16 protein-coding genes and 1 pseudogene are annotated in these 20,439 nt (G+C 71.5%); 13 read left to right on the top strand and 4 right to left on the bottom strand.

Going from position 1 to position 20,439, the window contains the following annotated elements; all coding sequences use genetic code 11:
- Positions 1-28 precede the first annotated feature (28 nt).
- On the bottom strand, positions 29-2,398 hold the full coding sequence (locus ACIBEI_RS24515) for a bifunctional SulP family inorganic anion transporter/carbonic anhydrase (RefSeq protein ID WP_398892203.1): 2,370 nt from the start codon (positions 2,396-2,398) through the stop codon (positions 29-31).
- Between the two features lie 325 nt (positions 2,399-2,723).
- On the opposite strand from ACIBEI_RS24515, the gene ACIBEI_RS24510 reads away from it, so the two are divergent.
- The gene (locus ACIBEI_RS24510; RefSeq protein ID WP_398892201.1) at positions 2,724-4,064 is read left to right on the top strand and encodes a hypothetical protein; all 1,341 of its coding nucleotides are present in this window, start codon (positions 2,724-2,726) and stop codon (positions 4,062-4,064) included.
- A 161-nt stretch (positions 4,065-4,225) separates the two neighbouring features.
- On the opposite strand, the gene ACIBEI_RS24505 is transcribed toward ACIBEI_RS24510, so the two are convergent.
- Positions 4,226-5,212: an ATP-binding protein gene (locus ACIBEI_RS24505; protein ID WP_398892199.1), complete on the bottom strand. Its 987-nt coding sequence runs from the start codon at positions 5,210-5,212 to the stop codon at positions 4,226-4,228.
- Positions 5,213-5,306: 94 nt separating this feature from the next.
- On the opposite strand from ACIBEI_RS24505, the gene ACIBEI_RS24500 reads away from it, so the two are divergent.
- Positions 5,307-6,158 (top strand): oxidoreductase, encoded by an 852-nt coding sequence (locus ACIBEI_RS24500; RefSeq protein WP_398892197.1) that lies wholly within the window; start codon positions 5,307-5,309, stop codon positions 6,156-6,158.
- Between the two features lie 376 nt (positions 6,159-6,534).
- Here ACIBEI_RS24500 and ACIBEI_RS24495 read toward each other — a convergent pair whose 3' ends face one another.
- Positions 6,535-7,359 (bottom strand): HAD family hydrolase, encoded by an 825-nt coding sequence (locus tag ACIBEI_RS24495; protein WP_398892195.1) that lies wholly within the window; start codon positions 7,357-7,359, stop codon positions 6,535-6,537.
- 583 nt (positions 7,360-7,942) lie between these two features.
- On the opposite strand from ACIBEI_RS24495, the gene ssd reads away from it, so the two are divergent.
- The 7 genes and pseudogenes from ssd to ACIBEI_RS24460 form a co-directional block, all read left to right on the top strand.
- The gene (ssd, locus tag ACIBEI_RS24490) at positions 7,943-9,046 is read left to right on the top strand and encodes a septum site-determining protein Ssd (protein ID WP_398892193.1); all 1,104 of its coding nucleotides are present in this window, start codon (positions 7,943-7,945) and stop codon (positions 9,044-9,046) included.
- Positions 9,043-10,623, top strand: a complete 1,581-nt coding sequence (locus ACIBEI_RS24485) for a TadA family conjugal transfer-associated ATPase (RefSeq protein ID WP_398892191.1) — start codon at positions 9,043-9,045, stop codon at positions 10,621-10,623. The genes ssd and ACIBEI_RS24485 overlap by 4 nt, the downstream gene beginning before the upstream one ends.
- 38 nt (positions 10,624-10,661) lie before the next feature.
- Positions 10,662-11,501, top strand: a complete 840-nt coding sequence (locus ACIBEI_RS24480; protein WP_398892424.1) for a type II secretion system F family protein — start codon at positions 10,662-10,664, stop codon at positions 11,499-11,501.
- The gene (locus ACIBEI_RS24475; RefSeq protein WP_398892189.1) at positions 11,498-12,319 is read left to right on the top strand and encodes a type II secretion system F family protein; all 822 of its coding nucleotides are present in this window, start codon (positions 11,498-11,500) and stop codon (positions 12,317-12,319) included. The genes ACIBEI_RS24480 and ACIBEI_RS24475 overlap by 4 nt, the downstream gene beginning before the upstream one ends.
- 196 nt (positions 12,320-12,515) lie before the next feature.
- A complete protein-coding gene (locus ACIBEI_RS24470; protein WP_398892187.1) occupies positions 12,516-12,752 on the top strand; it encodes a DUF4244 domain-containing protein in 237 nt (78 codons plus the stop codon).
- An 88-nt stretch (positions 12,753-12,840) separates the two neighbouring features.
- Positions 12,841-13,191: a TadE family type IV pilus minor pilin gene (locus ACIBEI_RS24465; protein ID WP_398892422.1), complete on the top strand. Its 351-nt coding sequence runs from the start codon at positions 12,841-12,843 to the stop codon at positions 13,189-13,191.
- 77 nt (positions 13,192-13,268) lie between these two features.
- Positions 13,269-13,670 (top strand): annotated as a pseudogene (locus tag ACIBEI_RS24460) (Rv3654c family TadE-like protein); the annotation flags it as partial.
- Between the two features lie 150 nt (positions 13,671-13,820).
- Here ACIBEI_RS24460 and ACIBEI_RS24455 read toward each other — a convergent pair.
- The gene (locus tag ACIBEI_RS24455) at positions 13,821-16,289 is read right to left on the bottom strand and encodes a DEAD/DEAH box helicase (RefSeq protein WP_398892185.1); all 2,469 of its coding nucleotides are present in this window, start codon (positions 16,287-16,289) and stop codon (positions 13,821-13,823) included.
- Between the two features lie 81 nt (positions 16,290-16,370).
- On the opposite strand from ACIBEI_RS24455, the gene bldG reads away from it, so the two are divergent.
- The 4 genes from bldG to ACIBEI_RS24435 all read left to right on the top strand — a co-directional run bounded on the left by bldG (position 16,371) and on the right by ACIBEI_RS24435 (position 20,269).
- Positions 16,371-16,712: an anti-sigma factor antagonist BldG gene (bldG, locus tag ACIBEI_RS24450; RefSeq protein ID WP_003975386.1), complete on the top strand. Its 342-nt coding sequence runs from the start codon at positions 16,371-16,373 to the stop codon at positions 16,710-16,712.
- Between the two features lie 341 nt (positions 16,713-17,053).
- Positions 17,054-17,497, top strand: coding sequence for an ATP-binding protein (locus ACIBEI_RS24445; protein WP_055618364.1), 444 nt, complete (start codon positions 17,054-17,056; stop codon positions 17,495-17,497).
- A gap of 60 nt (positions 17,498-17,557) precedes the next feature.
- The gene (locus ACIBEI_RS24440) at positions 17,558-17,800 is read left to right on the top strand and encodes a hypothetical protein (protein WP_398892182.1); all 243 of its coding nucleotides are present in this window, start codon (positions 17,558-17,560) and stop codon (positions 17,798-17,800) included.
- Positions 17,801-17,863: 63 nt separating this feature from the next.
- Positions 17,864-20,269, top strand: coding sequence for a sodium-translocating pyrophosphatase (locus tag ACIBEI_RS24435; protein ID WP_398892180.1), 2,406 nt, complete (start codon positions 17,864-17,866; stop codon positions 20,267-20,269).
- Positions 20,270-20,439: the final 170 nt, after the last annotated feature.

Raw genomic sequence — 20,439 nt, 5'->3', positions numbered from 1 at the left:
GGCTCGCGGGCCCCGGGGCGGGGGCGGTTCAGGCAGGTGTGTCGTGCAGGGCCGTCGCCGCGACCCGGTCGAAGACCTCGCCGTCCGGCTCCTCGTGGTGCGCGCGCTCCGTGAGGAGGTACGCCTGGGCCTCGCCCACGTGGAAGTACATCCCGTGCAGTTCGAGCGCGCCCTCCTGCAGCGCGCGGGCCACGGAGTCGTGCGCCCGCAGATGCTCCAACTGCTGCACCACGTTGGTCAGACAGAGCTGCTCGACGGCGTCGGCGGGTGCCCGACCGGCGATACGCGTCCAGGGCCGGTCCTTGGCGGCCATCCGCTCCAGACTCGGCAGCCCGTGCCGCAGCCACCGCTTCAACGGCGTCTGCGCGCCGCCCGGTTCGGTGTTCATCAGCGCCTGCATCGCCCCGCAGCCGGAGTGCCCGCACACGGTGATGGACCGCACCTGCAGCACCTCCACCGCGTACTCGATGGCGGCCGCGACCGAGTCGTCGGCGCTCTCCTCGCCGGGGGGCGGTACGAGATTGCCGACGTTCCGCACGACGAAGAGGTCGCCCGGACCGCTGGAAGTGATCATCGATGTGACCAGCCGGGAGTCGGCGCAGGTCAGGAAGAGCTGGGAGGGCTGCTGCCCCTCCCGCGCGAGCCGGGCCAGCTCGCCGCGCACCAGGGGTGCGGTGTTGCGCTGGAACGAGCTGATGCCGCTGGCCAGTTGATGCCCGCTCCGACGCCCGCTCTGCGGGGCGCTCTCGGGGCGCTCGCAATGGTGGTTGCGCCAGGGCGTCCAGGGCCGGCAGTGGCAGTGCGAGGTCTCTCCGGTGCCCCCCTGGACGTGGGGTGCGGCCAGCCGGGCCCCGGTGCGTCCGGTCAGTTCGACGGAGCCGCCCTGCGCGAGGTGCGTGCTCTGCCAGTCGTGCAGCGATTCGTACGCCGCGTGGTCCATGAAGGAGCCGTCCAGCTCGACCACGGCATCGGCCCCCTGGGGCACGAGATGCAGGGTCCGGCTGAGGCGCGGCACGGCGAGGAACGTCAACTGCCCGCGTACGCGTACGTGGTGGACGCCCGCCGAGTCCTCGTCGTGGGTGATGCGGGTGCGGGTGAGCCGGTGCAGGGCGACTCCGACGGCCACGGCGATCCCCAGCAGGACGCCCTCCAGCACGCCGAGGACGACGACGGCGAGGGTCGTGACCGCGTACACCAGCACCTCTCGGTGGCGGGTGACCGTGCGGATGTGGTGCAGGGACACCATCTGGATTCCGACGGCCATCACCAGGGCGGCGAGCGCCGCGAGGGGGATCAGCTCCAGGACCGGGACCATCAGCAGGGCGGCGATCACGACCCAGACGCCGTGCAGCATCGTGGAGTTCCGGCTGACCGCTCCCGCCTGCACGTTCGCCGAGCTGCGCACGGCCACGCCCGCGACGGGGAGCCCGCCGAGCGATCCGGAGACGATGTTGGCGGCGCCCTGTCCGAGCAGCTCGCGGTCGAGGTCTGAGCGCTTCTGCTGGGTGGGCCGCCCGGCCGTGAGCTTGTCCACGGCGACGGCGCCGAGCAGCGACTGGACGCTGCACACCAGCGTGACGGTGAGGACGGCGGCGGTGATTCCGAGCGCCGGGCCCTCGGGCAGTCCGGCCAGCGCGTGGCTCCGCCAGGACGGCAGGTCGACCTTGGGCAGGGTGAGCCCGGCGAGCGCCGCCGTCGTGGTGGCGGCGGTGACGGCGACGAGCGCGGCGGGCACCTTGCGAAGGGCCCGGCCCACGCGCCCGGGGATCCGGGTCCAGGCCAGCAGGACGGCCAGTGTCAGGGCGCTCATCGACAGCGCCGCCACCTGAGGGTGGGCCAACTGCCCCGGCAGCTCCAGGACGTTGGCGACGACCGAGCTGCGCGGGGAGCCGCCGAGCACGATGTGCAGCTGGGCGACGGCGATGGTGATGCCGATGCCGGCCAGCATGCCGTGCACGATCGCGGGGCTGACGGCGAGGGCGGAGCGGGCCACGCGCAGGAAGCCCAGGCCGAGTTGGGCGAGACCGGCGAGGACGGTGATGGCGCAGGTCGTGCGCCAGCCGAACTTCTGGATGAGATCGGCGGTGACGACCGTGAGCCCGGCGGCGGGGCCGCTCACCTGGAGCGGGGCGCCGCCGAGGCGGCCGGCCACCAGTCCGCCCGCGGCGGCGGCGACGAGCCCCGCCTGCAGCGGGGCCCCGGTGGCGAGGGCGATGCCCAGGGACAGCGGAAGGGCGATCAGGAAGACGGCGATCGAGGCGGACAGATCGGCGCCGGCGATGCGGGGGACACGGGGGATCCGGGGGGTTGGGCGGCGAGGCTCGGGCGGGCTGTGCGGCCGCCCCTCGTCCGGCATGTGCGATGAGTCGTCGGTGCGGGTGGGGACGCAGGCAGGCATGGTTCCCGTCTTCCTCCGGGGCTACGCGGTCGCTTGGGGCGCGGCCGTGGGTCACGGCGTACAGCGGCGGGATTTCTCAACGCTCGGTAAATGAATCGTAATGGAGAGTAAAGGACGTGTGTGAAAAAGTAGCGCAAATGGGTCAGTAATTCACTCCAGGGGGTGATTAATCATTTTGATCGGCTTGTCGTACTAATTCCTTCCGGGGCCTCTGCGACCTTGGGGTAGCTGTCGGTTTCTGTCCGTTTTCTCGGGGTTATCCGGGATTCCACCGCACGGAATCCCTTCCGCTTTGGCCCGAATGAAGGAAGAAGGTGGGCGGAACATGGCCACCACTCAGAGGATCGCCGCAGGCGTCACTGCCGCCGCGACCTGCGCCGCCGCGCTCGCCGGCTGCGGTATCGGTGACACCGGCGCCAAGAAGGGCGCGCACGGTGACGGCGCTCGCGGCGCGACGAAGGCCGCGGGCGCCCCGGCACCCAAGACCGCGGTCCGCCTGATCGGCGACGGTTCCACCGCCTTCACCGGCGCCCAGCCGCATCTTCCGCGGCCCGAGCGGCTGAACCCCGGTCAGAGACCGCCCCAGTTCGTGGTCTTCTCCTGGGACGGGGCCGGCGAGGACAGCCAGCGGCTGTTCTCGCACTTCCGCAAGGTGGCCAAGGCCAACAACGCGACGATGACGTACTTCCTGAGCGGTGTGTACATGCTTCCGGAGGCGAAGCGTGAGCTGTACCGGCCGCCGCGGCACTCACCGGGCCGCTCCGACATCGGCTTCAACGACGAGCAGGGCATCAAGGACACCGTGCGGCAGCTGCGTGGCGCCTGGCTCGAGGGCAACGAGATCGGCACGCACTTCAACGGCCACTTCTGCGGCGGCGGGGGCGGCGTGGGCCAGTGGTCGGTCGAGGAGTGGAAGGACGAGATCGCCCAGGCCAAGTTCTTCGTCAAGTCCTGGAAGAGCACCACGGGTACGGCGGAGGGCTCCCCGCTGCCCTTCGACTACGACAAGGAACTCATCGGCGCCCGCACACCCTGCCTCGAGGGCCGGAAGAACTTCATGCGCGCCGCCCGGGAACTGGGCTTCCGCTACGACACCAGTGGCGTCAACAACCAGGTCTGGCCCAAGAAGGAGAAGGGCCTGTGGGACCTGTCGATGCAGCTCGTCCCCGTCCCTGGGCGCGCCTTCGAGACGTTGACCATGGACTACAACTTCCTGGTCAACCAGTCGGGCGCCACGACCCGGGGCAACCCGGCCAAGCACAGGTACTGGGGCGACCAGATGCGGGACGGCCTGCTCAAGGGCTTCTCCCGCGCCTACAAGGGCAACCGCGCGCCGCTGATCATCGGCAACCACTTCGAGTCCTGGAACGGCGGCACGTACATGCGCGCCGTCCAGGAGACCATCGAGCGCGTCTGCACCAAGCCCGAGGTGCGCTGCGTCTCCTTCCGCCAACTCGCCGACTGGCTCGACGTCCAGGACCCGAAGACCCTGGCCAAGCTCCGCACCCTCAAGGTGGGCGAGGACCCGAAGGGTGGCTGGACATCGTTCCTCTCCGAGCAGCCTGCCCCGCCACCCGTCTCCGAACAGCCGCCCTCGGTCCCCCTCGCCGAGCAGCCCGCCCCGGCCCCGAAGGGCGTCCCGGGGGCACCGGCGGTCAAGCGGTAACCCCCTGGGCGGTGGGCGGTGGGCGGTGGGCGGGCGCGCGCGGTCGGCACGCGTCGGCCGGGTGTGGCGGGCGCGTCCGGACCGCCGCGGGGGCTGTCCGGCCGGGCGGGCCCGGCACGGCGGACCGGGCCCCGGCCGCCGCGTGCCGTACGTCGTGAGGCTCAGGCCGTGGCGGTCTCGGCCTCGCGCAGGACGAACTCCGGGTCGACCTGGGCCGCCAGGTCGGCGCCCGTTCGTTCGTTGCCCCAGGACTGGGCGTTCTTCAGGTGGAAGTGGACCATCTGGCGCGTGTAGCGCTCCCAGTCGCGCTGCTCGTACGTGGCGTCGGCGGCGGCCTGGAGGGCGCGCAGCGCACGGCGGTTGCCGTCCTCCAACTGCTCGAACCTGGGCGGGCGGCCCTTCTCCATGGCGCGCACCCAGTCCGAGTGGCCGACCGTCAGGAGCAGGTCGTCGCCGACCTCACCCCTGAGGAAGTCGATGTCGTCCTGCCCCTGCACCTTGTTGCCGACGACCTTCAGGGTGACGCCGAAGTCGCGTGCGTATTCCTTGTACTGGCGGTAGACGGAGACTCCTTTCCGGGTCGGCTCGGCGACGAGGAACGTGATGTCGAAGCGGGTGAACATGCCGGACGCGAAGGAGTCCGAGCCCGCCGTCATGTCGACGACGATGTACTCGCTCTGGCCGTCAACGAGATGGTTCAGGCAGAGCTCCACTGCACCGGTCTTGGAGTGGTAGCAGGACACTCCCAGGTCGGCCTCGGTGAACGGGCCGGTAACCATCAAACGGACGGCGCCGCCGTCGAGTTCCACCGGCCGGGCGCAGGCCTCGTACACCGGGTTGTCCTCGCACACCCGCAGCAGACGGGAGCCCTCGCCGGGCGGGGTTGTCTTGATCATCGTCTCGGTGGACGTGATGCGCGGGTTGGAACCTCGCAGGTAGTCCTTGATGAGCGCGAGCCGGTCGCCCATGGCGGGCAGCCGCCCGGCCTCCTCGTCGGTGAGGCCGAGCGCGGGTCCGAGGTGCTGGTTGATGTCGGCGTCCACCGCGACGACGGGCGATCCGGTGGACGCGAGGTGGCGCACGAAGAGCGAGGACAGGGTGGTCTTGCCGCTGCCGCCCTTCCCAACGAAAGCAATTTTCATGTTCATTAAGGTAGCGGTGTGGCGGCGTCCGGGGGCCGTCATACGTGAAGAAGACCACTCATTGGTGGGGTGCGGGCCGGGTGTGCGTAGGGTCGTACTCATGAGTACGACAGGTGGGAACGCCGACCCGCTGGCGGCGCTGGGGTCGCTGCCCGGCGTGGCCGAATCCGTGGAGTCCGTGCGCAAGGCCGTGGACCGGGTCTACGGGCACCGCATCATGCGGCGCCGCAGCAACGCGATCACCTCGGAGGCGGCGCTGCGCGGCGCGCGCGGTTCCGCGGCGCTGTCCGGTGCCGACTGGGCCCTCGAAGAGGTGCGCCGACGGGCCGACTTCAGCGGCGACGACGAGGCCCGCGTGGTGGGCTCCGCGCTCAGGCTGACCGCCGAGGCGGGCCAACTCCTGTCCATCTGGCGGCAGTCGCCCCTTCGGGTACTGGCGCGGCTCCATCTGGTGGCCGCCGCCGACAAGGGGGACACGGTCGGGCGTCCACGACGGGACGGTGAATCCGTCGCGGAGACGCCCGCTGCCGCCGCCGCGGGACCGCCGTTGATCGAACTTCCGCTGCCGGACGCGGCCGAGGTCGAGGGCCGTCTCGACGGCCTCGCGCGGCTGGTCGTCGCGGGGGGTTCCGCGCCCGCTCTGGTGACCGCCGCGATCGTGCACGGCGAACTCCTCGCGCTGCGTCCCTTCGGTTCCCACAACGGCCTGGTCGCGCGCGCGGCCGAACGCATCGTCCTGGTCGGCAGCGGCCTCGACCCCAAGTCCGTCTGCCCGGCGGAGGTCGGTCACGGGGAACTGGGCCGCGCGGCCTATGCCTCGGCCCTCGAAGGCTATGCCTCCGGTACGCCGGAGGGGATGGCCACCTGGATCGCCCACTGCGGCAAGGCGATCGAACTCGGTGCGAGGGAGTCGACGGCGGTGTGCGAGGCGCTTCAGCGAGGGGCTGCGTAAGCCTGCGGGGCGCTGGACGTCACGGTCCCTGAGTACCCCTGAACAGGGTTGCGGCGGTACGGGATCCGTACCGCCGCTGGCATGTCCACCCGGTTACCAAGCGTCCTCGAGATATTGCCCATCAGGTCGGGAACTGTTGCCCGTCGCCTGGTGCGGCTGGCCCGTAATCGACGGGTCGACGTCGCGTGGGTGCCCGGTGTTCATGCGCGGTCCGTGGGGCCTCGGTTGCGTTTGAAGGTGATCCTCTCGGATGTCCTTGGTCTCGCGGGCCGTTAACCCCTTTGTACTCCAGGTCCGGAGGAAGCGGAACCCCTCGCTGTACTTCTTTACTTTTAGTGCCAAAGGGAGTGAATCGGGCACGCTCGCGGTCCGTGGATCACACGGCTGCCGCGCGCCGACGGCTCGCGTACCAGACCAGACCCGCCGTGGCGGCCGCCGCTCCTATGGCCGCGGCGGCGACGAGGGCCGGCCGGGGTGGCACCGACAGCCGCTGCTTCAGCCGGACCGGGTGGTGGAAGTCGAGGATGGGCCACGCGCGCGCGGTGGCCTCGCGGCGCAGCGCGCGATCGGGGTTCACGGCGTGCGGATGGCCGACCGCCGCGAGCATCGGGATGTCGGTCGCCGAGTCGCTGTAGGCGTAGCAGCGCGACAGGTCGTACCCCTCGGACGCGGCCAGCTCCTTGACGGCCTCGGCCTTCGTCGGGCCGTACGCGTAGTACTCCACCTCGCCCGTGAAGCAGCCGTCGTCGCCCACGATCATCCGGGTCGCCACCACCCGGTCCGCGCCGAGCAGTTCGCCGATGGGTTCGACGACCTCGGCCCCCGACGTGGAGACGATCACGACGTCCCGTCCGGCGATGTGGTGCTCCTCGATGAGGGAGGCGGCCTCGTCGTAGATGATCGGATCGATCAGGTCGTGAAGGGTCTCGGCGACGATTTCCTTCACTTGTTGGACGTTCCAGCCGCGGCACAACGCCGACAGGTACTCGCGCATCCGCTCCATCTGGTCGTGGTCGGCGCCGCCCGCGAGGAAGACGAACTGGGCGTACGCGGTGCGCAGCACGGCCCGGCGGTTGATCAGGCCGCCTTGGTAGAAGGACTTGCTGAAGGTGAGAGTGCTCGACTTCGCAATGACCGTCTTGTCCAGGTCAAAGAAGGCCGCTGTGCGGGGCAAGGAGTGGTTTTCCACGGGGTCGAGCATATGCGCCCGCCATTCGGGCTAGTGTGGGGCGCGTGGGTTTGCCTGAGAGGGCTCTCGGGTACACCATGGAAGTCACGGATCGTTCGCGACCGTGCTAACCCGGTCCGGCTCCTCCCCCCCCGAGTCAGACCGTGGGGACGACCCCCGCTCTCCCCCCCCGGCGGGGGTCGTCGCATGTCCGGGTGGGTTTTCAACTTCTCTTCTTCGAGCGCCGGGCCCTGTTGTGCGGGCTGCGGCGTTCCTCTGCGTCTGCACAGGATTCGTAACTGTGGGTAGTCGCCGTGCTGCTCTAAGAGAGTCGTACAACAGTCACTCATCGGTCACTGGTTTGGGTGAAGGCGATATTCACAACCGTCGAGTTGTCCACAGTTATTGACCAAGATCCACACGATTTCCTGGATCGCTGCACCGTGATTCCAACGCGCACCGCTCGCGGAAGTTCATGGCCGGTTCCGATTGTCCGGCGGCTATGGCCGGTTCGTATCGGCGGTTCATATGGAGGGCCGGTTGCCGGTTCTTCGCGCGGGCGGGAATCGTGGTGCCGCAGGGGCGCCGCGAGGGAGCAGCGAAGGGGCTGGAGATCGTGGCGGGAGCAATCACACACGACCGGCTGTCGGCCGCCGAGGGGCGGCAGGGCGGACCGTTGATCGTCACGGAGGACGCGGATCTGCTGGACGACCTGCTGCGGCTGTGCGCCGCGGCCGGCGCCCGGCCCGAGGTCCACCACGGGGTGCCGGAGCGCGGCGGCGGCTGGGAGACGGCACCTCTGGTGCTCGTCGGCGACGATGCCGCGCGACGGGTGCGGGGAGCCGCGCGCAGACGCGGCGTGGTGTTGGTGGGGCGGGATCAGGACGATTCCGGGGTCTGGCGGAGGGCCGTGGAGATCGGCGCCGACCATGTTCTGCTGCTGCCGGATGGCGAACAATGGTTGGTCGACCGGATCGCCGACGTGGCCGAGGGAGTCGGCCCACCGGCCCTCACCGTCGGCGTGATCGGCGGCCGCGGCGGCGCCGGATCCTCCACGCTCGCCTGCGCGCTCGCGGTCATCTCGGCGCGCCAGGGAAGGCGCACGCTCCTCGTCGACGCGGATCCGCTGGGCGGCGGACTCGATGTACTCCTCGGCGGAGAGGCCGCGGAGGGCCTGCGCTGGCCAGACTTCGCCGCGTCGCACGGACGCGTCGGCGGCGGCGCCCTGGAGGAGTCGCTGCCGTCACTGCACGCCCTCCGGATCCTCAGCTGGGACCGCGGTGACTGCGTCACCATCGCACCCGAGGCCGTCCGGGCCGTGCTGGCCGCCGCCCGGCGGCGGGGCGGGGCGGTGGTCGTGGACCTGCCGCGCCGCATCGACGAAGGGGTCGCCGAGGCCCTCGCCCAGGTGGACCTGGGCCTGCTCGTGGTCCCCGCCGAGTTGCGTGCCGTCGCGGCGGCCGGGCGGGTGGCGTCCGCGGTCGGCATGGTCCTGAAGGACCTGCGCGTCGTGGTGCGCGGACCGTACGCGCCCGGTCTGGACGACCGGGAGGTCGCCCGACTGCTCGGCCTCCCGCTGGTCGGCGAAGTCCCGGTGGAGACGGGTCTGTTGGCGGCCCAGGAGCGAGGCGCCCCGCCCGGCGCGGACGGCCGGGGACCGCTGGCCCGCTTCTGCTCGACGTTCTGGGATCGGACGGCTGTCGCGGGAGGGGGCGTATGAGCGGGGGCACGCGGGTGCGGGGTGCCGAGGCGGGGCCGACGGGGGTCTCGGGAGGGAGCACGGGGGCCGGGCTGCCTTCAGATACGGGGGAGGCGGGTTGGCGTGCGGGCGGGGCTCTGTCTGCGGATGCGGGGCCGTCAGGGTGGCGGCGTACGGCCGCGAAGGGGGCCGAGGGCGTGGGCTCGGTCGGACGGCGGGTGAGCGAGGGGCCGCCTGCGGTCGCGGGGCCGGCAGGGCGGCGCCCGGGCTTGAGCGGGCCTGCGGTCGCGGGGTCGGCAGGGCGGCGCGCGGGCGGGAATGTGTCTTCGGATACGGGGCTGTTGGACGGGGTTCGGCAGTGGCTTGCCGAGAGTGGGGCCGAGCCGACTCCCGCGCGCGTGGCGCAGGCCCTGCGGGAACAGGGGCGGGTGCTCGGGGACGCCGAAGTCCTCGGGGCGGCCGAGCGGTTGAGGTCGGAGCTGGTCGGCAGCGGGCCGCTGGAGCCGCTGCTCGGTGATCCCTCGGTCACCGACGTGCTGGTCTCGGCGCCCGACCGGGTGTGGGTGGACCGGGGCGGCGGCCTGGAGCTGACGGCTGTCTCCTTTCCGGACGCGGCGGCCGTACGGCGCCTCGCGCAGCGCCTGGCGGCCGTGGCCGGGCGACGGCTCGACGACGCGCATCCCTGGGTGGACGCCCGGCTCCCGGACGGCACGCGTCTGCACGCGGTCCTGCCACCGGTCGCCGTCGGCTCGACGTGCCTGTCGCTGCGGGTCGTACGGCCACGGGCCTTCACGCTCTCCGAGCTGGTGGCGGCGGGGACGGTACCACCGGGCGGGGACCTGCTGCTGAGGGCGCTGCTCGACGCGAGGCTGTCCTTCCTGATCAGCGGCGGCACGGGCAGTGGCAAGACGACGCTCCTGAGCGCCCTGCTGGGCCTCGTCGGGCCGGGCGAGCGGATCGTGCTCGCCGAGGACTCGGCGGAGCTGCGCCCCGACCACCCCCACGTCGTACGACTGGAATCCAGACCCGCCAACCAGGAGGGCGCCGGACTCGTCACGCTCCAGGACCTGGTGCGCCAGGCCCTGCGGATGCGGCCGGACCGGTTGGTCGTCGGCGAGGTGCGTGGGCCCGAAGTGGTCGCCCTGCTGGCGGCTTTGAACACTGGCCACGAAGGCGGCTGCGGGACTGTCCACGCCAACGCTGCCTCGGGAGTGCCGGCCCGTCTGGAGGCGCTGGGCACGGCCGCGGGGCTCGACCGGGCCGCTCTCCACAGCCAGGTGGCGGCCGCGCTCTCGGTGGTGCTCCACCTTGTACGCGACCGGGCCGGGCGGCGGCGGATCGCCGAGGTGCATGTGCTGGAGCGGGATCCGGCGGGGCTGGTGGTGACGGTGCCGGCGCTGCGGTGGGGCGCGGAGGCCTTCACGTACGAGCGGGGGTGGGAGCGGCTGCGGGGACTGCTCGGCGGCATTGGCGATGTCTGGGACGCCGGAGGCTCCGGGCGCTCCGGGGACTCCGGGACCTGGGGCTCTGGGGGTGGTGGCCCGGCAACGGTGAATTCGGTGAAGTCGGCGACAGGAGTGAGAGGTGAGGGGTTGTGACGGGGGTCGGTGAGGTGTCGGTGTCCGTGAGTGCGGCGATGGCGTGTGCCGGGGTGGCGGCCTGGCTGGTGGGCGGGCAGGGGCCGGGGGCGCGGCGGGCGCGGCTGGTGTGTCCGGGCGGTGGCGCGGTGGGGGTCGGGCCGCCGGCGTGGGAGCGAGCCGTGCGGGTCGGAGAACGGCTGCGGCGGTGGCACCGGATGCGGGGCGAGTGGTGGGTCCTGGTCGCCGGGGCGGTGGTCGGTCTGCTCGGGGCTTCCGTGGTGCCCCTCGTGGTGGGGGCACTCGGGGTGCCGCTGGTCCGACGGGCCCGCCGTGCCGGGGCGGCACGGCGGGCGCGGGAGCGGCGGGCCGACGCGGTGATCGCGCTGTGCGGGGCGCTCGCGGGGGAGGTGCGCGCGGGCCGTCAGCCGGGTGAGGCCCTGCTCGGCGCATCCCGTGACTCGGGCGGGCTGGGCCGCGCGCAGGCGGTGGTGCTGGCGGCGGCCCGGTTCGGCGGGGACGTGCCCGGCGCGCTCACCGACGCGGCACGACGGCCGGGAGCCGAAGGACTGCTGGGCCTCGCCGCGTGCTGGCGCGTCGCCGTGGACCGGGGAGCCGGACTCGCGGCCGGGCTCGACCGGCTGGAGGGCGCGTTGCGTGCGGAGCGCGACCAACGGGCCGACCTGCGTGCCCAGTTGGCGGGAGCACGGTCGACGGCGGTGCTGCTGGCGGGACTTCCGGTGCTCGGACTGCTCCTCGGCACCGCGCTCGGCGCCGATCCGCTGCATGTCGTGCTGCACACCGGCGCGGGGCTGGGCTGTCTGCTCGTCGGCGGGGCCCTGGAGGGCCTCGGGCTGTGGTGGGTGCTGCGGATCGTACGGGGAGCGGAGGCGGGATGAGCACGGAAGTTGTCCACAGGCTGGGGGTCGCGCTGTGTGTCGTCGTGGGGATGTGGACGCTCGCCCGGGCCCTGGCCGCGGCGCGGCGGGAGCGGAGGACGCGAAGGCGGTTGAAGGTCGTGGTGGCCGTGGGTACGGGGCCTGCGGTGGGTGCCGTGGGCACGGGGGCGGCTGTGGAGTCGGCGTCCGGCGGGTGGCGCCTGGTGATGCGCGGTGAGGTGAAGCGGTGGCTGCCGGTCTTCGGCGCGCTGAGCGTCTGTTGGGCGGTCGTCGGAGGTGCGGCCGGGGTCGTGGTCGGGATCGTGGCCGGCTTCGGGATGTGGCGGTGGCAGCGGAGACCGGCGCCGGTCGAGGAGTACGACGTGGGGCTGGCCACGCGGCAACTGCCCCTCGCCGCCGATCTTCTGGCCGCCTGTATCGCGGCGGGAGCCGGTCCCGCGGCGGCCGCCCAGGCGGTGGGCGAAGCGCTGGACGGGCCCGTGGGGCAGCGGCTGGCGCGTGGTGCGGCCGAGGTGCGCCTCGGAGGTGAACCGGCCGAGGCGTGGCGGGGATTGGCCGCCCTGCCAGGGGCCCGGGCACTGGCCCGGTTGCTGGAACGGGCGGGCGAGTCCGGCGTACCGGCGGCGGGGCCCGTCGCACGCATCGCCGCGGAGGCCCGCGCGGAGTGGGGGCGCACCGCCACGGCCCGTGCCCGGCGGGCGGGTGTCCTGGTCACCGCACCGGTGGGGCTGTGCTTCCTGCCCGCCTTCATCGCGATCGGCGTGCTGCCCGTGGTGATCGGGCTCGCGGGCGGGGTGCTGGGCGGAGGTGGTGGGTGACGTACGGAACGGGGTGAACGACGGGCGATCAGAGTCGGCCGAGCGGCCGAGCGGCCGAGCGGCCGAGCGGCCGAGTGGCCGAGTGGCCGAGTGGCCGAGTGGCCGAGCGGTCAAGTGGCAAAGGGACGAAGGGCCAAGGTTCAAGGGCCAAGTCCAACTTCGAAGGTCAACGGAACAGAGCTGTACGGGGGTTCGGATGAGCAAGGCAATGCGGCGGGTACGAGTACGAGTGCTGGGGCCCGTGCGGGCATGGGTCCTGGCGGGGCGGGACTGGAAGGCGCGGAGGGATGCCGGGATGGTCACCTCCGAGTACGCGATGGGGCTGATCACGGCGGTGGGGTTCGCCGTGGTGCTCTATGAGGTGCTGACCAGCGGGCAGGTTCGGGGTGCTCTGCAGGACATCGTGGGGCGGGCGCTCAATGGGCAGTTCTGAGGCCGGCGCGGAAGCGGATGTGGAGGCGGGGGCGGTGGCCGGGGTGTCCGGTCCCGGGCGGGTTCGGAGTCCGGACGTGCCTCTGGAGATGGCCCGGGACCGGGGATTCGTGACGGCGGAGGCGGCCGTGGTGCTGCCCGTGCTGGTCGCGTTCACGATGGCGCTGGTCTGGGCGCTGATGGCGGCGGCCGCGCTGATCCAGTGCGTGGACGCGGCCCGGGCGGGGGCCCGCGCGGCGGCCCGGCAGGACCCGCCGGGCACGGTACTGGCGGCGGCCCGTGACACGGCGCCGAGCGGTGCGCGGGTCACCGTCCGGCGAGAGGGCGACCTGGTGCACGTACGGGTCGAGGCGAAGGCGCCCGGGCCCGACGCACTGACCCTCGACCTCACGCACGAGGCCGCGGCCCTGGCCGAGGAGACGGTGGGGGCGGGCGGATGAGGAGGGCAGGGCTCCGGTCGCGTACGAAGGCCGCGACGAGAGTGGGTGCGCTAGGCGGTGCGCGAGGCTGTGCGCGAGTGAGTACGAGACCGCGTGGGCGGGCCCGTACAAGGGTCTTTGCGAGCGTCTTTGAGAGGGCCCCCGCCAAGGTCTTCGCGTCGGACCGAGGGTCGGCGACCGTCTGGGTCGTGGGTGCGATCGCCGTGCTGTGTGTCGTGTTCGGTGCAGTCCTCGCCATGGGCCAGGCGGTGGTGATCCGTCACCGTGCGGGTGGAGCCGCCGACTTGGCGGCGCTCGCGGCGGCCGACCGTTGGATGGAGGGTGGGACGGCAGCCTGCGGGCAGGCGGAGCGGGTGGCACGGGCCCAGAACACCCGGGTCGTGCGGTGTGTCGTCCAGGGCGAGATCTCGGACGTCACGGTCGCGGCGGGACGGGGACCGTTGACGGCGGAGGTGCGGGCCAGGGCGGGCCCGGCGGGGCCCGTAGGGCCTGTGGTTCCGGCCGGTCCTCCCGGATCGGCGGGATCGGAGGGCCCGCCGGGATCAGCTGGTCCTGGCACACCTCCGGCGCCGGTCAGAGCGTCCGACCGAGCCGTCGAGGAGGTGGGGCCGTAAGCCTCAGCCTCAGCCTCAGTCCTCCCCGGCCGGCTTCTCCGGTGCGCCCTTCAGCAGCACCGTGAGCAGCCGCACGGCCCCCCGCTTGTGCAACGGCTCGTTGCCGTTGCCGCACTTGGGGGACTGGATGCAGGACGGGCAGCCGGCGTCGCACTCGCAGGAGGCGATGGCCTGGTGGGTGGCGGTGAGCCACTCGCGGGCCGTGTGGAAGGCGCGTTCCGCGAAGCCCGCGCCGCCCGGGTGGCCGTCGTACACGAAGACGGTGGGCAGCAGGGTGTCCGGGTGCAGCGGGACGGAGACGCCGCCGATGTCCCAGCGGTCGCAGGTCGCGAAGAGCGGCAGCATGCCGATCGACGCGTGTTCGGCGGCGTGCAGGGCGCCGCCGAGGATCTCGGGGTTCACGCGGGCGGCGTCGAGCTGGTCCTCGGTGACCGTCCACCACACGGCTCGGGTGCGGAGGGTGCGGGGAGGGAGGTCGAGCTTGGTCTCACCGAGCACCTCGCCGGTGATGACACGACGACGCAGGAAGGAGACGACCTGGTTGGTGACTTCGACGGAGCCGTAGCACAACCGGCCGTCGCCCCAGGGGACTTCGACGTCCGTCTCCAGGACGGAGATGGCGGTGGTGTCGCGGGCGACCGTCGAGTACGGGGGGTTGGCCTCCTGGACCAGGGCGACGGAGTCGTCCAGGTGCAGCTCCTTCACCAGGTACGTACGGCCCTGGTGGAGGTGGACGGCGCCCTCGTGGACGGTGGCGTGCGCGGCCGCCGCGTCGACCGTGCCCAGCAGACGCCCGGAACCGGCCTCCACGATCTGCACCGGACTGCCGCCCCCGCCGCGGATGTCGGCCAGATCGGCGGCCCGTTCCCGGCGGGTCCAGTGCCATGACTTCGTACGGCGGCGCAGCAGTTTCGCGGCCTCCAACTGCGGCAGCAGTTCGGCGGTGGCGGGGCCGAAGAGGGGCAAGTCGTCCTCGGTCAGCGGGAGTTCGGCGGCGGCGGCGCACAAGTGGGGTGCGAGGACGTACGGGTTGTCGGGGTCGAGGACGGTGGATTCCACCGGCTGGTCGAACAGGGCCTCGGGGTGGTGGACGAGGAAGGTGTCCAGCGGGTCGTCGCGGGCGACCAGGATCGCCAGCGCTCCCTGCCCGGAGCGGCCGGCGCGGCCGGCCTGCTGCCACAGGGAGGCCCGGGTGCCCGGGTAGCCGGCGATGACGACGGCGTCCAGTCCGGAGACGTCGATGCCGAGTTCGAGGGCGGTGGTGGCGGCGAGGCCGAGGAGTTCGCCTGAGTGGAGGGCCTGTTCCAGGGCGCGGCGTTCCTCGGGGAGGTAGCCGCCGCGGTAGGCGGCCACGCGGCGGGCCAGCGAACGGTCGATCTCGGAGAGGCGTTCCTGGGCGATCACCGAGATCAGCTCGGCGCCGCGGCGGGACCGTACGAAGGCGACCGAGCGGACGCCCTGCACGGTCAGGTCGGTGAGGAGGTCGGCGGTCTCGGCGGTGGCGGTACGGCGGACGGGAGCGCCCTTCTCGCCGTGGAGTTCGGTGAGGGGCGGTTCCCAGAGGGCGAACACCAGTTCACCGCGGGGTGAGGCGTCGTCGGCGACCTCCAGCACCTTCAGGCCGGTGAGGCGGGAGGCGGCGACCGAGGGCTCGGCGGCGGTCGCCGAGGCCATGAGGAAGACGGGAGAGGAGCCGTAACGGGCACACAGGCGGCGCAGCCGGCGCAGCACTTGGGCGACATGGGACCCGAAGACGCCCCGGTAGGTGTGACATTCGTCAATGACGACATAGCGCAGCGCGCGCAGGAAGGAGGACCAGCGGGGATGTGAGGGAAGTATCCCGCGGTGCAGCATGTCGGGGTTGGTGAGCACGTAGTTGGCGTACTGGCGTACCCATTCGCGCTCTTCGACGGGCGTGTCCCCGTCGTAGACGGCGGAACGTACGGCATTGCCCAGGGGTTGTGAAAGTTCCTTCACGGACCGGCGCTGGTCCGCTGCCAGCGCCTTCGTCGGGGCGAGGTACAGCGCCGTCGCGCCACGGCCGTTCGGTGCCTCGGAGCCGTCGAGGAGCGTCGACAGGACCGGGACGAGATACGCCAGGGACTTCCCGGAGGCCGTGCCCGTGGAGACGATCACCGACTCGCCGTCGAGGGCGTGCTCCGCGGCGAGTGCCTGGTGGGCCCAGGGATGTTCGATTCCCGCGGACTGCACCGCGGCGATGACCTCCGCGCGGATCCGGTCGGGCCACACGGCATGACGACCCTCACGTGGGGGCAAGTGCTCCGTATGAGTGATGCGCGAAGCCCGGCTCGGCCCCGAGGCGAGCCGGTCCAGGATCTCGCCCGGCGAGGGGCGGGATGCGGTGTCCGTCGAGGTTCGATCGGATCGGTGATTCTTGGCCATCGGCATCGAGTGTGTCACTGGCGTGACGGACAATGGACCCAAGGCGTCGTGCACGCCTGCCGGTAAGTGATTGAATGCCATCGCGGCTGGCGAACCATCCTGGGGGCTCTGCCGAGGTGTCCCTTGGGATGACCGCTCGATTAGCAAGGTGCTGGAGGATCCGTGGACCTGTCCCTGTCGACCCGTACCGTCGGCGATCGTACGGTCGTCGAGGTCGGTGGCGAAATCGATGTATATACCGCGCCCAAGCTGCGCGAGCAGTTGGTCGAGCTGGTGAACGACGGCAGTTTTCACCTCGTCGTAGACATGGAGGGCGTGGACTTCCTCGACTCCACCGGGCTCGGCGTTCTGGTCGGCGGCCTGAAGCGGGTGCGTGCCCATGAGGGTTCGCTCCGGCTCGTCTGCAATCAGGAGCGCATTCTGAAGATCTTCCGCATCACCGGCCTCACCAAGGTGTTCCCGATCCACACCTCGGTCGAGGAAGCGGTGGCGGCCACCGACTGACCGGCCGTGGACCGGCCGTCCCTGACTGGCCGGTCAGCGGCCGACAGCCGGATCCCGGGCCGTGTCCGGGAGGCAGAAGTCAATGGAGGGGGGGCGGGGGGGGGGGGCCCCGCCCCCCCCCCCCCCCCCCCCCGGTGGCGGGGGGGTGGGTTGGCCGCCGAGTAAAACCCAACAACCCCCGGGCCCCGCCCGCCGCCCCCCCCCCCCCGGCCCGGCGGGCCCCCCCCCCCCCCCCCGGGCGGGGGGGGGGGGGGGGGGGGCCCCCGGGGGGCGGGGCCGGGGCCCCCCCCCCCCCCCCCCCCCCCCCCCCGACCGCACGCCCGTAGTTCCGAGGGGGATGCATGGCCACCGTTGAACTCCGCTTCAGCGCGCTGCCCGAGCACGTCAGGACCGCCCGACTGGTGGCGGCAGCGGTGGCGCGCAGGGCCGGAGTGGACGAGGCCGTTCTCGATGAGGTCAGGCTCGCCGTCGGCGAGGCCTGCACCCGGGCCGTCGGCCTGCACCAGAGTGGCGGAATCTCGGCGCCGGTGCGGGTGTCGCTGATCGAGGAGGAGAAGCAGTTCTCCATCGAGGTCGGCGACGAGGCCCCGCACACGGTTCCCGGCGACAAGACGCCGGGCGCCCATGGTGGAGCCAGTGACGCGGACGTCGAGACCGAGGAGGACGAGATGGGCCTCGCGGTCATCAGCGGCCTCGTCGACGACGTCGAAGTGACCGCCGGTGAGAACGGCGGCCTGATCAGGATGAGCTGGCCCACCACGCCGCCGGCTGCGCTCGTTCCCTGATCCACCCCCTGGTACTGCCCCACATGTGCGAAAGGGCCCTGCTCAGCAGGGCCCTTTCGCATGTCCGCGGCCTCTTCCGATCAAGCTTCCGATCAAGCTTCCGATCAAGCTCCGCGTTTTCGTGAATTAATTCACTATCCGGATTACGATCAACAATACGATCGGCTTTACGCCACGCCGGGCGCCATTGGATCACGCGTCAATGCTTTTGAGGCATTACCACTTTCGGGTTCCGTGATGATCCCTGGATCATTTGCTGAAGAGCAGGTGAAGGCTAATTCCGCTTACCGCGCACTGTTTTGATCAGGTTCCGGTACCTACAATCCGTCCACATCTTGAGCTCGGTCCAAGCGTCAAGGAGGACGAATGGCGGGGCTTTCTACCCCTCATCAGTTTGACCAGCCCACTACCCTCGCAGCCGCAGTACTGACAGACGACAACCGTCTGATCGTGATGGTCATCGCGGCCGTCGCCCTTGCGGCGCTTGTCGTCGCCGGGGTCCTGGTACGCCAGGTACTCGCGGCGGGCGAGGGCACCGAGAGCATGAAGAAGATCGCGGTGGCGATCCAGGAGGGCGCGAATGCCTACCTGGGGCGGCAGATGCGCACGCTCGGCGTTTTCGCCGTCGTGGTGTTCTTCCTGCTCATGCTGCTGCCCGCGGACGACTGGAATCAGCGCGCCGGACGATCGGTCTTCTTCTTGATCGGCGCGGCGTTCTCGGCGACCACCGGCTATATCGGCATGTGGCTCGCCGTGCGCAGCAATGTCCGCGTGGCCGCCGCCGCACGGGAAGCGACTCCGGCGGAGGGTGAGCCCGAAAAGGATCTCACCGCTGTCTCGCACAAAGCCATGAAGATCGCTTTCCGCACGGGCGGCGTCGTCGGCATGTTCACCGTGGGGCTCGGACTCCTTGGTGCGTCCTGTGTGGTTCTCGTCTACGCGGCCGACGCGCCCAAGGTCCTGGAGGGCTTCGGACTCGGTGCCGCGCTGATCGCCATGTTCATGCGTGTCGGCGGTGGCATCTTCACCAAGGCCGCCGACGTCGGCGCCGACCTGGTCGGCAAGGTCGAGCAGGGCATTCCGGAGGACGACCCGCGCAATGCCGCGACCATCGCGGACAACGTGGGCGACAACGTCGGCGACTGCGCCGGCATGGCCGCCGACCTCTTCGAGTCGTACGCCGTCACGCTCGTCGCCGCGCTGATCCTCGGCAAGGCGGCGTTCGGCGACTCCGGGCTCGCCTTCCCGCTGATCGTGCCCGCGATCGGCGTACTCACCGCCATGATCGGCATCTTCGCCGTGGCTCCGCGCCGATCGGACCGCAGCGGGATGAGCGCCATCAACCGCGGGTTCTTCATCTCCGCGGTGATCTCGCTGGCGCTCGTGGCAGCGGCGGTCTACGCCTATCTGCCGTCCTCGTACGCCGATTTGGACGGCGTCACGGACGAGGCCATCCTCGGCCACGCCGGTGACCCGCGGATCCTCGCGCTCATCGCGGTCGCCATCGGCATCGTCCTGGCCGCGCTGATCCAGCAGCTGACCGGCTACTTCACCGAGACCACCCGGCGTCCCGTACGGGACATCGGCAAGACCTCGCTGACCGGCCCGGCCACCGTCGTCCTCGCCGGTATCTCGCTCGGTCTCGAATCGGCCGTCTACACCGCCCTGTTGATCGGCCTCGGCGTGTACGGGGCCTTCCTGCTCGGCGGTACGTCCATCATGCTGGCGCTCTTCGCGGTGGCCCTGGCCGGTACCGGTCTGCTCACCACGGTCGGCGTCATCGTCGCCATGGACACCTTCGGTCCGGTCTCCGACAACGCGCAGGGCATCGCCGAGATGTCCGGTGACGTCGAGGGCGCGGGCGCGCAGGTGCTCACCGACCTGGACGCCGTCGGCAACACCACCAAGGCCATCACCAAGGGCATCGCCATCGCCACCGCGGTACTGGCGGCGGCGGCGCTCTTCGGCTCGTACCGCGACGCGATCCTCACGGCCGCGAACGAAGTGGGCGAGAAGGTCTCCGGCGAGGGCGCGCCGATGAACCTGATGATGGACATCTCGCAGCCCAACAACCTGGTCGGGCTCATCGCGGGCGCCGCGGTCGTCTTCCTCTTCTCGGGGCTGGCGATCAACGCGGTCTCGCGGTCCGCCGGGTCCGTGGTCTACGAGGTGCGGCGGCAGTTCCGCGAGCACCCCGGGATCATGGACTACACCGAGAAGCCCGAGTACGGGCGCGTCGTCGACATCTGCACCAAGGACGCGCTGCGCGAGCTGACCACACCGGGTCTGCTCGCCGTACTGACGCCGATCGCGATCGGCTTCACGCTCGGGGTCGGCGCGCTCGGCTCGTTCCTCGCGGGAGCCATCGGCACCGGCACGCTGATGGCGGTGTTCCTCGCCAACTCCGGTGGCGCGTGGGACAACGCGAAGAAACTCGTCGAGGACGGCCACCACGGCGGCAAGGGCAGCGAGGCCCATGCCGCGACGGTGATCGGCGACACGATCGGCGACCCCTTCAAGGACACCGCGGGGCCGGCGATCAACCCTCTCCTGAAGGTGATGAACCTGGTGGCGCTGCTCATCGCGCCCGCGGTAGTCAAATTCAGCTACGGCGAGGACAAGAGCGTGGGCATGCGGGTTCTCATCGCGGTGCTCTCGCTCGCCGTCATCGTGGGCGCGGTGTACGTGTCCAAGCGGCGAGGCATCGCCGTGAGTGACGAAGGCAACTCCGAGCGGGTGGCCAAGTCGGTGGATCCGGCGGTGGTTTCGTAGCCACCGGATGACCGGCCGGGTCAGCGCCCGGCCGGGCTCCGCTCAACGGGCGGGGGGGGGGGGGGGGGTGTGGGGGCGGGCGCCCCCCCCGGGGGGGGGCCCCCCCGGTGGGGGGGGGTAATTCGCGTGGTGGGTATGGGGTGTAAATAAGGTGTATTGGTGCGGAGTAG

It is taken from the genome of Streptomyces sp. NPDC050988 (assembly GCF_044456225.1).
Lineage (GTDB): Bacteria > Actinomycetota > Actinomycetes > Streptomycetales > Streptomycetaceae > Streptomyces.
This window is presented reverse-complemented; position numbering and strand designations above follow the sequence as displayed.